Raw genomic sequence first — 14,851 nt, forward strand, 5'->3', positions numbered from 1 at the left:
GAAACAATGTGGGTCGACCCGCCGGGTTATTTCGGTCGCGCGCCGTGGCTGCGCGATACGAAGTTCGCCTTCACCAATTACGGCGTGGCGCTAGGCCTGCAGGCCGCCGGCATCTGGCCGGAGCGTGTCGAGAGGCTGAACGCTTTCTTCGAGGATTGGCGCTCCGGCGATGAATACGATCGCGAGGCGATCACCTGGGTGATGGCTTGCACTTCGCATCTTCCCGGGGCGTTTGTAGCTTCCGGACAGCCAAAGAACGATTGAAAGCGGCAAATCCCGGGAACGTTCTCACTCCGGCGCGGGTTCTCGATGACAAGTACATCGAAACGCAAGGGACGCGGGTGAAATGGCCATTCTTTCGGGAAAACCGGGAAGCTGTTGGGTGGCTGCCGCCACCGCCACGAACTATCCCCCGCTCGAGGGCTCGATCCATGCGGAGACCGTTGTCGTGGGCGCCGGGATTGTCGGGCTGACGACGGCGCTTTGCCTTTGCGAGGCCGGTCGATCGGTGATCGTCGTCGAAGGCTTGCGGACAGGCGGCCAGGTGACCGGCCGTTCGACGGCCAAGATCACGACGCAGCACGCGCTGATCTATCGCCATCTCATCGACACTTTCGGGCGGGACCTCGCGCAGACCTATGCCGACGCGAATTCCGCCGGCGCCGTCCAGATCCGGGACTGGGTTCGCAACTATGCCATCCCCTGCGATCTCGAGACCAAGGACGCCTATACCTATACCTGCGACACAAGCCGGCGCGCGGAGATCGCATCCGAGGCAGAGGCCGCACGCCAGGTCAGGCTGAACGCGGATATTCTCGAGCGCGCGCCGCTGCCTTTCGAAACGGCCGCCGCTCTGCGTTTTTCCGACCAGGCGCAGTTCAATCCGGCGATGTATCTGGTTGGCCTGGCTCAAGCGGTAACGGCCCGTGGCGGACGGATTTTCGAAAACAGCCGCGCGATCTCAATTGGCGAAGCAAGCCGCTGGCGCGTCGTCACCGAGAGCGGCACAGTTCACGCCGAGCATGTGGTCGTCGCCACCAACATGACAGTGAAGAGCCCCATCGGTATGGCGAACCGGACCCGGCCGCGCTGCCACACTGCCATGGCGTTTCGGATCGATGACCCGCTTGCTGTCGACGGCATGTTTATCGGCATCGACGATCCGACGCATTCCATCCGCACGGGCCGCGATGCCGAAGGCCCGCTGCTGGTCGCGCTTGGCCCCAAATTCGATACGGGCCAGGACGGCGACGTGGCGAAACGGTTTGTCGAGCTGGAACAATGGGCAAGAGGGAACCTTCCAGTTGGAGACGTCGCGTGGCGCTGGTGCAATGAGGACTATGACACGGCCGACAGGGTTCCGTATGCCGGCGAGCCCGATCCGGACAAAGCCTCCGGTTTTCATATTGCCACAGGATTCAACGCCTGGGGCATCACCAACGGAACCGCCGCGGGCATGATGATTGCGGATTTGATCTGCGCTCGGCCGAGCCCATGGCAAAAGCTCTATGATCCGGCGCGTTCTTATCCCGAGGACTTTCACAAGAATAGCCGCAGCCAATCGGTTGTCTCAAGCATCGACGACATTGCGCCCGGCATGGGCGGTGTGATCGTCAGGGGTGACGAAAAGATCGCGGCGTGGAGAGACACTGAAGGGGTGCTCCATCCCGTTTCAGCGACCTGCACGCACAAGGGCTGCACCGTGACCTGGAACAACGCGGACAACACCTGGGACTGTCCTTGCCATGGCTCGATTTTCGCCGCCGACGGTTCGGTCATCCACGGCCCGGCTCGAAAACCGCTTGCCCCGGCCGCGCTGTAGAAAAGCGACTGTCACGGCCCGGCGTCACGGCCGAGATCGTCGAGATCGTCGAGATCGTCGAGAGTCCTGCGCCATTTCACGCCGTTTGCTGAGCCTCCGCGACGCGCCTGATTTCTCCTGGCAAGGATTCCCAAACCTTGATCATCTGCCCCTCTCCCACGTGGTGAGCGAGCACCTTGGATACGACCCTGAATGCATCCTTGGAGTCGACCGGTCGGGTAAACTCCAGCTCCGCCTTGATTTTGGCCAGAAACTCGTCGAGCGACCGCAACTTCTCGGGAGTTTTGGAAGGCTGGTATTGGTCGTAATAGGCGCCGCGCACGAGGATCGGCAGCTGCGAGCCGAGGTGGGCTGCGAGATCCGGCTGCATACGATCCCGCAGGGCGTGGAGCACCGCCCCAAGAACATGCCATGCGATCTGCCGATCCGGTCCGATCTCGGCCATGATCTCGTCGAGCCAGATGTTTGTGGTCTGCAGCGTCTTGTCGAACACGTCGAGTCCGGTGGCGCTCATCGAAGCCTCCTTTTTCGTTTGAATGACTCAATGGGCGAAACGACCGTGGTCGGGTGTTGTTCCCGTTGCCCAGCGTAGCGTAAACACCCTCGCCCGCAAAAGCGTGTGATCATCCGGCCAAGCTTACGCTCCGTGCGTTCCTGTCAAGATTTGCCCGTCAAGATTTGGCCATAGCCACGGCAACGAAAAGCGTTTGCCCTTGCCTGTTGATGCGGAACAAGATGGGCTTGTTCTGTTGACGGGATTTCGTCCACTCCGCTTCGATGTCGGACGGCTGGCTTACGTTCTGATTGTTGGCCGAAACGATCACGTCGCCCGCGCGGAGGCCGTTTTGGTCGGCGAATGCCACAACCGACCCCGGAAGTTCATTGGAACTTCCAGCCCGCAATCCGGTTAGGTGGGCAAGGATTTGAAGCGGATTGGTGGAAGATGATGTCCCCAGGGCTTGGTGGAAATCCGCGCTCGACTGCCAGGATCGCAGGGGTATCCCAGTCACCCGATGCTCGTCCTGTTTCCGGACCTGCGCTTGACCCCGAAACGAGGAGGAAACCCATGGCGACCATGAAAGCAGTTCGCATTCACACTTTTGGCGGGCCAGAGGTCCTTTCGCTGGACGACGTCCCCATGCCTCAGCCCCGTGACGACGAGGTCACGCTCAAGGTCTGCGCAGCAAGCGTCAATCCTGTCGACTACAAGACCCGAGAAGGATCTGCGGGCGGGGATCTGCCCGTTACGCTCGGCCGCGACGTATCCGGCGTGGTGGAGCTGTGCGGCACGCGGGCTCATACGTTGAAGAAGGGCGATCCGACGTTTGCCATGCTTGGTCATGGCCGGGGCGGCAATGCCGAATACGTCGTCGTCAAGGCGACGGAGGCGGCAGCAAAACCGGAACGTCTTACCCACGCGCAAGCCGCCGCCGTGCCGCTTGCCGGCATTACAGCGTGGCAGGGCCTTTTCGACCATGGCGACCTCAAATCCGGGCAGCGGGTTCTCATCCATGGCGGCGCCGGCGGTGTCGGCCATCTGGCGATCCAGTTTGCCAAGGCTGCGGGCGCGTTTGTCGCGACGACGGTCGCTGCCGAGGATTTCGATTTCGTCCGCAAGCTTGGCGCCGACCAGGCCGTCGACTACAAGAACCAGCGCTTCGAGGACGAGGTCGAAGACATCGATATGGTTTTCGACCTGGTCGCGGGCGACGCACAGGACCGCTCCTGGAACGTACTGAAGCCCGGCGGGCTACTTGTTTCCTCCGTTTCTGAGCCCTCGGCCGAACAGGCACGTCTGCATCAGGCGCGTGGCGTTTCCTATCTGGCCGAGCCAAATGCGGCGCAGCTTGCGAGGATCAGCGGCCTCATCGACGCCGGCAAGGTAACTCCGTTCGTGCAGGCAACTTATCCTTTGGAGGAAGTCGCCAAGGCCGAGGAACGGCTGGAGAGGGAACATACGCGCGGCAAGATCGTGCTGCAGGTGGCCGCGTGAGACCGGAATGCCCGAAGTTGAGCGTGAACCGATTCTGCGGGCACGCCGTTCAGGAGGTGATCGGGGCGTGGCGCCGACAGGCAGCTAAGAACAGGAGATTGCATTATGGCCAGCGAAGCAGATCGTGATCCGCGTCATCACACCACGAAGATGAAAGCCCGCTTGCAGGAAACCATTGACCATCTCCGCGAAGATGTCGAGAAGGTGGACGAACCCCAGTTGAAGGCGATGTTCGAAACCGCCGCCGAGGTTCTCAACGGCCTGCGGACCGCATTCAGCCATTATGAGCAGAAGAATGAACCTGCTTGGCGCGATTCATCCGTAAGTGCCGATTAATTCCGCCTCGCCCAGCATGTTTTCACGGGCAGCCTGCCACACGACCAGGGCATCGGGTTCCGGGCCGATGGGAAGGTTGGCAATGCCAAGGGCGGCGAGCCTGAAGCGGAAGGTGTGTGGTTTATCACCCGGATGCTGATCGGGTCCGTCATAGTCTAAATTGCCGAAATCATTGAAGCCGTGAGGCAGGTCCTCGGTTCGCGCTTTGGAACTGCGTCCTTCGGCCAAATGACGCCGGTCGCCGCCGATGTCGTACACGACCCAATGACGGGACGCTTGTGACGGTGCATCCGTATCTTCCATGACGAGCACGTAGCTCCGAGTGCCCGGCGGCGGATCGTTCCATTCTAGAAACGGGGAGAGATTATCGCCGCGCCGGGCATGACGATCCGGAATGGGCTGGCCGTTCTTAAAGGCGGGACTGGTCAAAGTGAACGCCATCACTTTCTTTCTTGCTCCGGCTGGACTCGGTCGAAACAGACGCTTCGGGCCCGCCCGTCGCGGCCTTCTCTCCATCAAACATCCCAACAACCACAACCGGCTATTGTTCCTCCGATGATGCATATGTGGTGGCATGGATCGTATGAGCGCGGGCCGTGTTCACTTGAAATGGGCGCTCCGATTGCTTCTCTATGCTCGCCGACAGTGGACCCGACCGGGCGAGCATGAGCTCTTCACCCGGCCGCTCTGAAAGCACGGCGTCGGCTCCACCATCCACTGCGTTGCCGGCGATGCCACCAGCATTTAGCGGCCAGTCGGTAACGAGAACGACCAAGACTTGTCGTCACCGTTCTGGGCTAGCCTCAATGCACAAACTTCGCCTTCAGCCAAGCCAGAAGTCTGTTCCCGACAATTGTCCGGCGTACTCTGGCGGCAGCCCATCGCGCTTGCATCGTAGCACCAACGTGGCAGTGGCAGACGATGTTGTGCAACTGCCAGTCACTTAGCTCGAAAAAGCGCTTTGCCTCACCGTAGGTATCATCTTTCAGACCCATGGCGCGCAGCACCGGATCCTCATAGGCAACGGTGATCGGCGATCCCGCGCCACGCGCTACAGCACGGGCTTCAGGACTGAGATATTCGGTGCCTGAAAGCGCTCCGAGGCAGCGCCGTGGATTTTGTTCGAGAAGCTCTGCCCAACGCTCGATCCGCTGCGTCCGAGTCATGACCGGGTATGTCGCCGAGGGCTCAACTTTTGCAATTGTCTGCAGTTGGTCGAGTGTTTGGTGTCTCATAGTCGGCTCCTTTTGATAGGTGCACCCACGCCCTAACAAAAAATTATTGCGCTGCGACGCGCCGACAAGGCCGGGAATTGGCAATGTGAGGAGTTCAACCTCGCACGGTTCGTATCAGGAACCTTCTCGGGGGCCTGGTTGTTTTGGCTGGTGAAAGGAGACCGTCATGAGCACAAAACCACCACCCGTTCCGGCAGAGAACCAGAGTCCTAAGGGCCCGGGCGACAAGAAGTCGGTTCCGGTGGACCAAATGCAGCACAGCCATTCCGCCCCGAATCCCGACAAACAGGGCCAGCAGGGCAACACGAAGGTCAATACGACCCATCAAGGCCACCAGCAGGACCGTTAGGTGATTTCATGTCCACGTCGAAGAAGACCCTTGCCAGCATCCGCCATGGCGGTCCTGGCGCATCGCACGAAAATGCCAAGGAGCCGCTGGTGATAGAAAAGCCACCAGCCGATTCCGATCTGCGCAGCCACAGCAAGATCTCAGGCGGCGGAGGCGAACGCGACAGCCACCATACTCATGACCCCGAAAAGAAGGGCGGCGGCACCCGACCGGCACGACAAGGAAGGTGAATGGTCGTTGAGGACTACGGCGTGGCGCCTTGCAGTCTTTGCTGAAAATGCGAGGCGCGATAAGGCCGTCTGATTGCGAGCACCGCCTGACGACGCGGTGGTCTAGGCAGCGCTTTGGTCCGGTGGGACGACCCGTTCTTCGGCCGCGCGCCACATGGTGCGCAGCTTCTCCGGCAAAGTGGCTTGGACCTTCGCGACCTGACCACGCGAGACATGCCGCGACAGCGTGGCAAAGACAGAACGCACCGCATCGTTGGCATCCATGAGCCGTGCATCGGACACGCGATCCGTGACTTCGATGACAAACTCGTCCCAATCCCAATCGCTCGGCTGCCTTGCCGGCTCGAACTGATCGTAATAGGCGCCACGCACCAAAACTGGCAGTTCTGCGCCGAGATGCGCCGCTAGCCCCAAAGGCAGCCGGTCACGCAGCATCTGCAGGACTGTCGACAGCACCTTCCAGCAGAGCTGCCTGTCTGGGCCCAGCTCCTCCATCAAGTCATTGAGCCAAACGTTGGTTGTCTGAAGCGTCTTGTCGAAGACGTCGAGGCCTGTCGCGCTCACTATACCGTCCTCCCGGTCACGTCCGCCGCGCACAGTTATTCGTGAACGGATTACATCCGCATGAGTTCCCTAGGCCTTCGAATTCCGTGACTACAGTCTCGCTGCAGATGCAGCCTCGGCAGTGGCTGTGGGCTTTTTGGCTTACCGTCGCAACTTCGGCCCACGTTATGCATTCTTGCTTTGGATCGCCGTCCCTCCAGGCAGTCCGGGGCTGAAAAAGCCTGTCGCCCGCTGGCTCCCGGCCGGCGGGCTTTCTCGTGGGCCTACCGGCTTTTCCCGCTAGACGAGCCATAGCAATGCTACTTGCGGTGGAACTGGAGGCCCTTCTGAGAGTTCATATCCTCATCAACAGGCGCACGGACTGCCGCTCGCAATGGCGCAGCAGCGCAAGAATGGGAGAACCACCATGAGCCTCGGAACCATACTCATCATCATTTTGATCCTTGCCTTGCTTGGCGGGTTCAGCGGTCTGGGTGGCGGGCCGTTCTATGGCACTGGCTATTATGGCGGTGGCGGCCTCGGTCTCGTGCTGCTGATCGTGATTATCCTGGTCCTTCTCGGACGCATTTAGTGCCCGCACGACCAGACCGACAACTTGGCCGGGTGATCCTGTGACGGGTAGTCCAGGAATCGCGGCGGCTGGCGGCAAACCGGAGATGTGGTAATCGCAAAGGGGAACCGAAATTGCCCAAGTGCATTATAGCCGCTCCAGAAATCCATGAGAATGGCGCCATACGTGAACTTCGTTCAACAAGCCGATATCGGCCTCGGAGTTCCGGGCCTTCCCTCTGCCGATCTGCTGCAGGCACTGCCCGTTGCCGTCTATACCGTCGACGAGCAGGGACGCATCACCTTCTTCAACGAAGCCGCAGCTGAGCTCTGGGGCCATCGTCCGGTTATCGGCCGGGACCTATGGTGCGGCTCGTGGAAACTTCGTTATCTAGACGGTCGGGATATGGCACATGGCGAGTGTCCGATGGCCGTGGCGCTGCGCGAAAGACGGGACGTCTCATGGGACCAAGCGATTGCGGAGCGGCCGGACGGCGAACTCGTCCCGTTCAAGGCTCACCCACGCCTGCTTCGCGACGAAGCGGGCAATATTATCGGTGCCATCAACACGCTGCTCGACCTGCGCACGCAGACGCTGGGCGATGAAGCCCGCATGCGTCTTGCCGCCATTGTCGCATCGTCGATGGACGCCATCGTCTCGAAGGACATGAACGGCATCATCACCAGTTGGAACGATGCTGCAGAACGCTTGTTCGGCTACACATCTGCCGAGGCGATCGGCCGGCCGGTGACGATCCTCATTCCGCCCGACCGTCTCGACGAGGAAGTCTCGATCATCAGCCGGATCCGCGCCGGCGAACGCGTCCCCTCCTATGAGACGATGCGCTTGCGCAAGGACGGCACGCTGGTTTCGGTCTCGCTCACCGTCTCGCCGATCCGCGACGCCATCGGCCGGGTCGTCGGCGCCTCCAAGATTGCGCGCGACATCAGCTCCCACAAGGAGAACGAACGGCGCATCCGTCTGCTCATGCGCGAGGTCAACCATCGGGTGAAGAATCAGTTCTCGGTCATCATCTCGATGATCCGCGAGACCAGCAAGCTGGCGAGCACACCTGAGGCTTTTCTCGGACAGGTTCGGGAGCGCATCACGGCACTTTCTGAATCCCATGATCTCCTAGTCAATGCCGAGTGGCGCGGCGCGACGGTCCGCGAGCTCATCCAGGCACAGCTCAAGGCCTTCGCAGCGCAGCCTCGCGTGTCGACGGCCGGGCCACTGGTGATGCTGCAGCCGAACGCAGTGCAGTATCTCGGCATAGCCTTTCACGAACTCGCCACCAATTCGGCAAAACATGGAGCGCTGTCCTGCAGCGACGGACGTGTCGAAATCGATTGGAATCTGATCCCTGCCGGCGACGGTGCCGAAACCTTTCGACTAGTCTGGCGAGAGTTGGGCGGGCCGATCCTGGACGCTGTCAGGGGGCGCGGTTTCGGAATGGTCGTCCTCGAGCGAGTGGCGCCGCAGGCTTTCAGCGGCAGCGGCCGGCTGGAGTTCCATGAGCAAGGCGTCACCTGGACGCTCGAGGCACCGCTGCACTTCGTCCAGGCGTCAGTGGCGGATAACGCGGCCGTTTGAAAGCGCCCGTGAAGCTAAACCCTTCCCCTCCGACCGATTGTGCTGACGCTCGGCCGGACCTATTGCATTCGGTCCGGCTCGCGATACAGTTCTGCCCTCCAGAACATCGAGGTTGCCTCTCCCGGGCAAAGCATCGCGATTAACTGAAAGCCGATGGACGTTATCTAATTCAAAGACGCTCAGGCTGTCGAATTCCATGGCTGCCCCGTAGAACTGGGCCGCTTGCAGCACCAGGCATTCGATGTCTTCAAGCGCGACGTTTTCTGCGAGGTTACGCAGCCGCACGGCCTCGGCCACCGCAGTGACATTGACTATTCCCTTATACCGGGCGGCTGCCCGAACTTGCAGGTTAACGTCCTGACACAAATGAGCCGAATAACTGTATCTCATGGAAAACCCTCTTTTTCAGGAGCGGTTTGTCCCTCGTGGTAAGCATGTGCCATATCGATCCGAATGGCAAGGGAAATCAATAAAATTATACCGTAAAATCAATAAGTTAGCATATCACACAGACTGCGCGGTCGACGCCTCACAGTAACTGTCAGCCTTTCACGCCGACGGCCTATGAACCGATCTTGACGTTCTGCGAGGCTTTTCCTAATTCTTAGGTAAATACTAACTTTGAGCGGCTGGAGGCGAAAATGGCCGACCTGGAAAGACCCGAACGACTGCAGATCATGCTAACTGCCGACGAATTGGCTGCATTGGAAAACTGGCGCTTTGAAAGGCGCATGCCAAGCCGGTCGGCGGCCGTGAGAGAGTTGCTGCGGCGCGGTCTCCATGCAGACGGATTCTTGACGGCAGCACAAGGTGCCAAGTCACAGGATTTTGGAATTCTGCCCAGTTCCGGGATTGTCGATGGACCGCCCGACGGCGGCTAGCCGCCTCGAACACCGCGCATCTGGCCTGTCGCTCAAGGCTAGCAACCTATCCCGGTGTTCCCAAAGAACGGCGACGGCAAGCTATACGGCAGGTTCGGTGACGCGAGCTGGAGACCCTTCGGCAACAGTCGGCAACAGTGTGCCGGAGCCCTGCCTGCGCTCTGGAACCTCAGGCAATCGTCGCGCGTTCGGTGACACGGGCTACGGTGCCACACGCTTTTTTGAGGGACGTCGTGCATCGCAGCAAGGCCGGTTGCATCACCACACAGGCCAGCAAGGATCGAAGCAATGAGCGTGCTTTACCGCGCGGCAAAAATCGCCGAACAGGCTCATGCCGGACAGACAGACAAGACCGGGGGGCCCTATATCGAACATTGCCGCCGGGTCGTTGACGCCGTCGAAACGCTCGACCAGAAGGCCGTTGCCTATCTTCACGACGTTCTAGAGAAAAGCGACGATTGGGATCGCGATCGGCTCGAGGCGGCTGGTTTCGGAACCTCCATCGTGTCGGCAGTCGATGCCATGACACGCAGGCCGGACGAGGACGATCCCGCTTTCGTGCGCAGAGCAGCAGCCAACCCATTGGCGCTGCCGGTGAAGCGCGCAGATCTCGCCGACAATCTGTGGCAGGCACGGCAGGTCGGCACCTCGACATCGAAATATGAAGCCGGCCTGCGGATCCTCGACGAAGAGTTCACCGATTGACGGAAAAGATCGCCGTCTGCAGCGTGACCGCCCCGATGTGGAAATTCAAGCGCCGCTCTACTCGGGGATATGAGGCGTATGTCGCTTATCCTCGGCAGGATCGGCATCGATCCGCGCCTTGTCAGGATCGAAGGCGCCATGGCGGGCGATGGCCGACGCCGGCGTGTCGGGCGTCTCGTAGGCCCACATGAAGTCATCAGCCGCTCCGCCGACCGCGTGAACCCGCCAGTAACTCGCCGTGCCCTTCAACGGGCTGCTCGTTATAGCGTTCGTCTTCTCCAGAAGGTCGAAATAGATGTCCTCGAAAGGGATATAGAAGACGGGATCGTGTCCGGCTTCATGGAGCACTTTTGCCCGCTCGGTTGAGGCAATGATCGCGTCGGAAAACCTGACCGTCACGGTTCCATTGAACGGGGTGATCGCAAGCGCGCTGGGGCGGCGGGTGGATTTTGCGGCTACGGGCTGCATTCGACTTCTCCGTTGGCTGCGCTGTCTCCTTGAAACGTCGTACCGCCCATCAGGGTTCCAGTTTGGCCAGTCATTGGCGTTTGTCGCTGAGCGATGGGCGCATTGGAGCGCACGACCGTTGGGTGGTTCGAATTCGCATCAAGACATACCGCCAGATCCCGGCGATGTGAGCTTTCCCAGCCCTTCCGGCTGCAGGTGAAAAACCAGCTGCGGGCCAGATTCGAGGGAACGTTACGGCCGAAGAGTTCGTTTCCTAGGTCAATACCAAAAGCGGCGGCGGGGCTTTGCAAGTAGAAGGGAGATTGCCATGAAAGTCGGCAACTGCATGACGAGGAATGTCCAAGTCGCGAACCCCGAACAGTCCATTCGCGAAGTAGCGCAGATTATGGAAAGACTCGACGCTGGAGTAATGCCTGTAGGCGACCACGACCGGCTGGTCGGGATGATTACCGATCGTGATATCGCGATCCGCGGCGTAGCATTGGGTAAGGGACCTGACGCCAAGGTGCGTGATGTCATGAGCCCGGAGGTCAAATATTGCTTCGATGACGAAGATGTCGAGCATGTGCTTGAGAACATGGGCGACCTGCAGGTGCGTCGGCTTCCGGTTCTGAACCGCGACAAGAGGCTCGTCGGGATCATCTCTCTTGGCGATCTCGCGACGAATGGCGAAGCGGCAGAAGCGGGAGAGGCTTTAAGCGGCATCTCGAAGCCGGGCGGCGAGCACTCGCAAACTACTCACTGACTGACGCCGCGACACGTCGGCGCCAGCGCCTGATGTTCTCGAACGATTGCAAGCGCCCTGCCAAAGCCTATGGTGAAGGTGGGGCCTCTCGGAGTTGATAGATTTGGGTTGGTCGCTGAACCTCGGGACGATCGCAGGCACCATCGTGCGCGTTCACTTTACCTTCCTGCTTCTGCTCGTCTGGATTTGGTTGACGCACTATCGGATCGGCGGCACGCCAGCGGCCTGGGAAGGTGTTGCCTTCATCATTGCCGTCTTTGCCTGCGTGGTGCTGCATGAGTTTGGCCACATCGCTGCCGCACGATATTTCGGCATCAGCACGCCGGACATCACACTTTTTCCGATCGGCGGTGTGGCCAGGCTGGAACGCATGCCCGAAGAGCCGGGGCAGGAGTTCGTGATCGCGGTCGCGGGGCCGCTGGTCAATGTGGCGATCGCCGCGCTGATCTTCGCCCTGCTCGGCGGGTCCGCGGGTGTCGAACAGATGGCCGGGATCGAGGATCCGCGTACGAATTTTCTCGCCAGGCTTGCAGGGGTCAATGTCTTCTTGGTCCTTTTCAACATGATCCCGGCCTTCCCGATGGATGGCGGCCGTATCCTGCGCGCCGCCCTCGCCGCCCGCCTCTCCTGGTCGCGCGCGACACAGATCGCCGCCACAATCGGGCAAGGATTGGCCTTCGTCTTCGGTTTCCTTGGGCTGTTCTACAACCCTCTGCTGATCTTCATCGGCATCTTCGTCTATCTCGCCGCGGCAGCGGAAGCCCAGAACGCACAGATCCGAGAGGTAGCCACAAGCGTCCTTGTCGGGGACGTGATGATCACCGAGTTCGCCCGGCTGGAACGGTCGGCGACGCTCGACGAGGCAATCGAGATGCTGCTTGCTACCACGCAGCACGACTTCCCTGTCATCGACTCCGCCGGCCATCTTGAGGGATTGGTGACACGCAACGACATGATCCGGACATTGAAGGAAAAAGGGCCCGCTGCACCGGTTGCGAGCGCAATGCGCAACGATATCCCGAAAATACATTACCGCAAAAGTCTCGAGGAAAGCCTGCGCCTCATGCAGCGGGCAGATGTGCCTGCCATTGCGGTCGTGGACAATTCCGACCGACTGGTCGGGCTCATGACACACGAAACCATAGGCGAGATGCTTATGGTCCGCTCAGCCGTTTCAGATGCCTTCCGATTTGGCCGTTTGCGTGGGGGCAAGTCGCGACTTACGCGAATCTGAGTACGAGGGAATTCTTTCTACCGCCGGATCGAGCGGGTGCGCTCCAAATCGGCCGGAACAACGTTGTTCCGGCCGGCCCACCTTTTGTGTCTTAAGAGCCCGCAATGTGAGGCAGAAGCTCGAGCGTACCGCGATAGATCATGTCGCCAGCTACGTAGAGGATGACGACAAGGCCGACATAGGCAATCCAGCGATGCTTCTGAAGCAGATTGGCAATGAAGTTTGCGGCAATGCCCATCAGCGCGACTGAGAGGACAAGGCCGAAGATCAATACGTTCGGATGTTCGCGCGCAGCACCCGCTACCGCCAGAACATTGTCGAGCGACATAGAGACGTCGGCAATGATGATCTGCCACGTTGCCTGCGCCAGCGTCTTGCGTGAAGCTTTGCCAGCGACGATGCCATCGTAGTCGACGTCACCTTCCGAAAGCGCTTCGATAGCCTGTATTTCCTGCGCATGGTTTTGCCGGAGTTCGCGCCACATCTTCCAGCATACCCACAACAGCAATATCCCGCCGGCCAACAGCAAGCCGACGATCTGCAGGAGCTGGGTTGTAGCGGCCGCAAAGCCGATGCGCAGAACGGCCGCTGCGACGATACCGATGACGATCGCGTTTCTGCGCTGCTCTTTGGGTAGCCCGGCCGCGGCAAGGCCGATAACGATGGCATTGTCGCCGGCCAGCACCAGGTCGATCATGATGACCTGCAAGAGAGCGGTCATTGCTTCAGGACTGAGAAATTCTGTCATATGGCACCCTTGCGTTCAGCTAGGGGTGACGAGACTTGCGAGCATAGCCGTAGAGCAACGCGGACACCGCGCATGATGAGAGAAATGCCGCTACAGCTGAAGAAATCTCAAAAGCCAGGCCACCGGATTGGAATTCCAGTCCGACATCACAGTCCTGATGGACTGCCAGAGGGGCCCGGCCTGGTAGCACCTAGCTATTGCCGGAAGCGTGAAAACTCAAGGCTTAATTGTGATCCGGCCTATGCGGCATCGGGCTCGGCAAAATTTCGTCCCGCCAAGTCGATCGAATCGTGGCCATTGAACGGGCCGGCAGCCGCAAGTAGACTGATACCGTGGGCTTCGGTCAGTCTCTGTAATATCCAATCTGCGACCGGCGATGCGATGAAGGAAATCCGTCTTGGCTGTTCATCGACGACCGATCGGCCAATATCTGTTCCCGATCGGCTCGTTGGGATTGGCCGCATTAAGTCATTTCGGCGGCGCGTCGATCGAGCATTCGCTGCTTTCGATCAAGATCCTGGCTTTGATCGTGGTCGCTATCTTCATCTTCGCGACCGTGTTTGTGGTTTTGCATCATGCCGAAGCCGTCGCACAGCGGCTCGGTGAACCTTATGGCACGCTGCTGTTGACGTTTTCGGTCACGGCCATCGAAGCATCGGTTATCGTTTCGATGATGCTGCACGGCGCGAACAACCCGACGCTGGCACGCGAGTCCGTGTTTTCGACGGTCATGATCGTGTGCACTGGTGTGGTCGGGGTCTGCCTCACCCTGGGTGGGCTGAAGCATCGGTATCAGGACATCAAACGACAGGGCACCAACGCTTCCCTTGCCGTCATTATGGCGCTGACGGTTCTTACGCTGATCCTTCCAAATTACACTCTTGCAACAAGCCCCGGTGCGTTCTCCGCATCGCAACTCGCATTCGTGAGCGTCCTTTCTGTTCTCCTCTACGGTGCGTTCGTCTTTGCACAAATGGTGCGCCAACGGGGCGATTTTATCGAGGATCTGACGTCCAGCGCCGAACATCAGGAACATCAGGAACATCAGGGGCATGCATCTGAGGGTGGGAAAGTGACCACCAACGTGCTCCTTTTATTTGTCGGGCTGGCAGGGATCGTTCTTCTGACCGAGCAGGTGGCCGGCAGCATCGAGGATGGGCTCGCGTTTCTTCACGTTACCCAGGCGGACGCAATTGTGGGCTTCTTCGTCGCTGCGCTTGTGCTTATGCCGGAAGCGGTATCGGCCGTTCGGGCAGCGCTTAATAACGAACTTCAGCGAGGGCTGAATGTCGCCCTAGGCTCCGCTTGCGCGACGATCGGCCTGACAATCCCGGCAATCGGGGCGGCGAGCCTGCTCACGGGACGAAGCCTGATGCTTGGTCTGGGTCCGGGGGATAC

Annotated in this window: 20 protein-coding genes and 1 pseudogene; 13 read left to right on the forward strand and 8 right to left on the reverse strand. The window is 59.9% G+C overall.

Translation table 11 applies throughout. The features are described from left to right. A pseudogene (locus E5W87_RS03195) lies at positions 1–264 on the forward strand (hypothetical protein); the annotation flags it as partial. An 82-nt stretch (positions 265–346) separates the two neighbouring features. Then, positions 347–1,822, forward strand: a complete 1,476-nt coding sequence (locus E5W87_RS03200) for an FAD-dependent oxidoreductase (RefSeq protein ID WP_292393909.1) — start codon at positions 347–349, stop codon at positions 1,820–1,822. A 76-nt stretch (positions 1,823–1,898) separates the two neighbouring features. On the opposite strand, the gene E5W87_RS03205 is transcribed toward E5W87_RS03200, so the two are convergent. Both E5W87_RS03205 and E5W87_RS03210 read right to left on the reverse strand, forming a co-directional pair. After that, on the reverse strand, positions 1,899–2,336 hold the full coding sequence (locus E5W87_RS03205) for a DUF2267 domain-containing protein (protein WP_292393911.1): 438 nt from the start codon (positions 2,334–2,336) through the stop codon (positions 1,899–1,901). A gap of 157 nt (positions 2,337–2,493) precedes the next feature. Further along, positions 2,494–2,685: a PDZ domain-containing protein gene (locus E5W87_RS03210; protein WP_292393912.1), complete on the reverse strand. Its 192-nt coding sequence runs from the start codon at positions 2,683–2,685 to the stop codon at positions 2,494–2,496. A gap of 203 nt (positions 2,686–2,888) precedes the next feature. On the opposite strand from E5W87_RS03210, the gene E5W87_RS03215 reads away from it, so the two are divergent. Together E5W87_RS03215 and E5W87_RS03220 are read left to right on the forward strand one after the other, a co-directional pair. Continuing rightward, positions 2,889–3,815, forward strand: coding sequence for an NADP-dependent oxidoreductase (locus E5W87_RS03215; protein WP_292393914.1), 927 nt, complete (start codon positions 2,889–2,891; stop codon positions 3,813–3,815). Between the two features lie 105 nt (positions 3,816–3,920). After that, positions 3,921–4,151 carry a hypothetical protein gene (locus E5W87_RS03220; RefSeq protein ID WP_292393916.1) on the forward strand — a complete coding sequence of 77 codons (231 nt, stop codon included), beginning with the start codon at positions 3,921–3,923 and terminating at the stop codon, positions 4,149–4,151. Here the strand turns inward: E5W87_RS03220 and E5W87_RS03225 are convergent. Together E5W87_RS03225 and E5W87_RS03230 are read right to left on the reverse strand one after the other, a co-directional pair. Further along, entirely contained in the window at positions 4,131–4,592 is a 462-nt protein-coding gene (locus E5W87_RS03225) for a YbhB/YbcL family Raf kinase inhibitor-like protein (RefSeq protein WP_292393918.1), read from the reverse strand. The genes E5W87_RS03220 and E5W87_RS03225 overlap by 21 nt on opposite strands. Positions 4,593–4,954: 362 nt before the next feature. Continuing rightward, positions 4,955–5,386 (reverse strand): hypothetical protein, encoded by a 432-nt coding sequence (locus E5W87_RS03230; RefSeq protein WP_292393920.1) that lies wholly within the window; start codon positions 5,384–5,386, stop codon positions 4,955–4,957. A 166-nt stretch (positions 5,387–5,552) separates the two neighbouring features. Here E5W87_RS03230 and E5W87_RS03235 point away from each other — a divergent pair, with 166 nt between their 5' ends. Together E5W87_RS03235 and E5W87_RS03240 are read left to right on the forward strand one after the other, a co-directional pair. Beyond that, entirely contained in the window at positions 5,553–5,735 is a 183-nt protein-coding gene (locus E5W87_RS03235; protein ID WP_292393922.1) for a hypothetical protein, read from the forward strand. Between the two features lie 8 nt (positions 5,736–5,743). Next, entirely contained in the window at positions 5,744–5,965 is a 222-nt protein-coding gene (locus E5W87_RS03240) for a hypothetical protein (RefSeq protein WP_292393924.1), read from the forward strand. A gap of 102 nt (positions 5,966–6,067) precedes the next feature. On the opposite strand, the gene E5W87_RS03245 is transcribed toward E5W87_RS03240, so the two are convergent. Then, positions 6,068–6,529, reverse strand: coding sequence for a DUF2267 domain-containing protein (locus tag E5W87_RS03245; RefSeq protein WP_292393955.1), 462 nt, complete (start codon positions 6,527–6,529; stop codon positions 6,068–6,070). A 406-nt stretch (positions 6,530–6,935) separates the two neighbouring features. On the opposite strand from E5W87_RS03245, the gene E5W87_RS03250 reads away from it, so the two are divergent. Together E5W87_RS03250 and E5W87_RS03255 are read left to right on the forward strand one after the other, a co-directional pair. Beyond that, on the forward strand, positions 6,936–7,100 hold the full coding sequence (locus tag E5W87_RS03250) for a DUF3309 family protein (protein ID WP_095486346.1): 165 nt from the start codon (positions 6,936–6,938) through the stop codon (positions 7,098–7,100). Between the two features lie 165 nt (positions 7,101–7,265). After that, complete coding sequence (locus E5W87_RS03255; protein WP_292393927.1) at positions 7,266–8,672, forward strand: PAS domain S-box protein; 1,407 nt, start codon at positions 7,266–7,268, stop codon at positions 8,670–8,672. On the opposite strand, the gene E5W87_RS03260 is transcribed toward E5W87_RS03255, so the two are convergent. Continuing rightward, positions 8,646–9,062, reverse strand: a complete 417-nt coding sequence (locus E5W87_RS03260) for a hypothetical protein (RefSeq protein ID WP_292393929.1) — start codon at positions 9,060–9,062, stop codon at positions 8,646–8,648. The two genes, E5W87_RS03255 and E5W87_RS03260, sit on opposite strands and share 27 nt — an antisense overlap. A gap of 251 nt (positions 9,063–9,313) precedes the next feature. Between E5W87_RS03260 and E5W87_RS03265 the strand changes: the two genes are divergently transcribed. Together E5W87_RS03265 and E5W87_RS03270 are read left to right on the forward strand one after the other, a co-directional pair. Further along, entirely contained in the window at positions 9,314–9,553 is a 240-nt protein-coding gene (locus tag E5W87_RS03265; protein ID WP_292393931.1) for a hypothetical protein, read from the forward strand. Positions 9,554–9,841: 288 nt separating this feature from the next. Beyond that, entirely contained in the window at positions 9,842–10,258 is a 417-nt protein-coding gene (locus E5W87_RS03270; RefSeq protein WP_292393933.1) for an HD domain-containing protein, read from the forward strand. 57 nt (positions 10,259–10,315) lie between these two features. On the opposite strand, the gene E5W87_RS03275 is transcribed toward E5W87_RS03270, so the two are convergent. Next, on the reverse strand, positions 10,316–10,726 hold the full coding sequence (locus tag E5W87_RS03275; protein WP_292393935.1) for a DUF427 domain-containing protein: 411 nt from the start codon (positions 10,724–10,726) through the stop codon (positions 10,316–10,318). A 307-nt stretch (positions 10,727–11,033) separates the two neighbouring features. Here E5W87_RS03275 and E5W87_RS03280 point away from each other — a divergent pair, with 307 nt between their 5' ends. Both E5W87_RS03280 and E5W87_RS03285 read left to right on the forward strand, forming a co-directional pair. After that, positions 11,034–11,471 carry a CBS domain-containing protein gene (locus E5W87_RS03280; RefSeq protein ID WP_292393936.1) on the forward strand — a complete coding sequence of 146 codons (438 nt, stop codon included), beginning with the start codon at positions 11,034–11,036 and terminating at the stop codon, positions 11,469–11,471. 103 nt (positions 11,472–11,574) lie between these two features. Continuing rightward, positions 11,575–12,705, forward strand: a complete 1,131-nt coding sequence (locus E5W87_RS03285; protein ID WP_292393938.1) for a site-2 protease family protein — start codon at positions 11,575–11,577, stop codon at positions 12,703–12,705. Between the two features lie 91 nt (positions 12,706–12,796). On the opposite strand, the gene E5W87_RS03290 is transcribed toward E5W87_RS03285, so the two are convergent. After that, on the reverse strand, positions 12,797–13,453 hold the full coding sequence (locus E5W87_RS03290) for a TerC family protein (RefSeq protein ID WP_292393941.1): 657 nt from the start codon (positions 13,451–13,453) through the stop codon (positions 12,797–12,799). Positions 13,454–13,850: 397 nt separating this feature from the next. On the opposite strand from E5W87_RS03290, the gene E5W87_RS03295 reads away from it, so the two are divergent. Further along, the coding region (locus tag E5W87_RS03295) for an ionic transporter (RefSeq protein ID WP_292393943.1) at positions 13,851–14,851 on the forward strand (1,001 nt) is incomplete at its 3' end.

Source organism: Mesorhizobium sp. (genome assembly GCF_004962925.1).
GTDB lineage: Bacteria > Pseudomonadota > Alphaproteobacteria > Rhizobiales > Rhizobiaceae > Mesorhizobium.

What these genes read in the sequence shown, in the direction of transcription:
- E5W87_RS03220 (WP_292393916.1), top strand. Translation starts at nt 3,921, where the DNA reads ATGGCCAGCGAAGCAGATCGTGATCCGCGTCATCACACCACGAAGATG.
- E5W87_RS03290 (WP_292393941.1), bottom strand. Translation starts at nt 13,453, where the DNA reads ATGACAGAATTTCTCAGTCCTGAAGCAATGACCGCTCTCTTGCAGGTC.
- E5W87_RS03200 (WP_292393909.1), top strand. Translation starts at nt 347, where the DNA reads ATGGCCATTCTTTCGGGAAAACCGGGAAGCTGTTGGGTGGCTGCCGCC.
- E5W87_RS03275 (WP_292393935.1), bottom strand. Translation starts at nt 10,726, where the DNA reads ATGCAGCCCGTAGCCGCAAAATCCACCCGCCGCCCCAGCGCGCTTGCG.
- E5W87_RS03240 (WP_292393924.1), top strand. Translation starts at nt 5,744, where the DNA reads ATGTCCACGTCGAAGAAGACCCTTGCCAGCATCCGCCATGGCGGTCCT.
- E5W87_RS03260 (WP_292393929.1), bottom strand. Translation starts at nt 9,062, where the DNA reads ATGAGATACAGTTATTCGGCTCATTTGTGTCAGGACGTTAACCTGCAA.
- E5W87_RS03205 (WP_292393911.1), bottom strand. Translation starts at nt 2,336, where the DNA reads ATGAGCGCCACCGGACTCGACGTGTTCGACAAGACGCTGCAGACCACA.
- E5W87_RS03270 (WP_292393933.1), top strand. Translation starts at nt 9,842, where the DNA reads ATGAGCGTGCTTTACCGCGCGGCAAAAATCGCCGAACAGGCTCATGCC.
- E5W87_RS03235 (WP_292393922.1), top strand. Translation starts at nt 5,553, where the DNA reads ATGAGCACAAAACCACCACCCGTTCCGGCAGAGAACCAGAGTCCTAAG.
- E5W87_RS03250 (WP_095486346.1), top strand. Translation starts at nt 6,936, where the DNA reads ATGAGCCTCGGAACCATACTCATCATCATTTTGATCCTTGCCTTGCTT.
- E5W87_RS03215 (WP_292393914.1), top strand. Translation starts at nt 2,889, where the DNA reads ATGGCGACCATGAAAGCAGTTCGCATTCACACTTTTGGCGGGCCAGAG.
- E5W87_RS03265 (WP_292393931.1), top strand. Translation starts at nt 9,314, where the DNA reads ATGGCCGACCTGGAAAGACCCGAACGACTGCAGATCATGCTAACTGCC.
- E5W87_RS03280 (WP_292393936.1), top strand. Translation starts at nt 11,034, where the DNA reads ATGAAAGTCGGCAACTGCATGACGAGGAATGTCCAAGTCGCGAACCCC.
- E5W87_RS03230 (WP_292393920.1), bottom strand. Translation starts at nt 5,386, where the DNA reads ATGAGACACCAAACACTCGACCAACTGCAGACAATTGCAAAAGTTGAG.
- E5W87_RS03225 (WP_292393918.1), bottom strand. Translation starts at nt 4,592, where the DNA reads ATGGCGTTCACTTTGACCAGTCCCGCCTTTAAGAACGGCCAGCCCATT.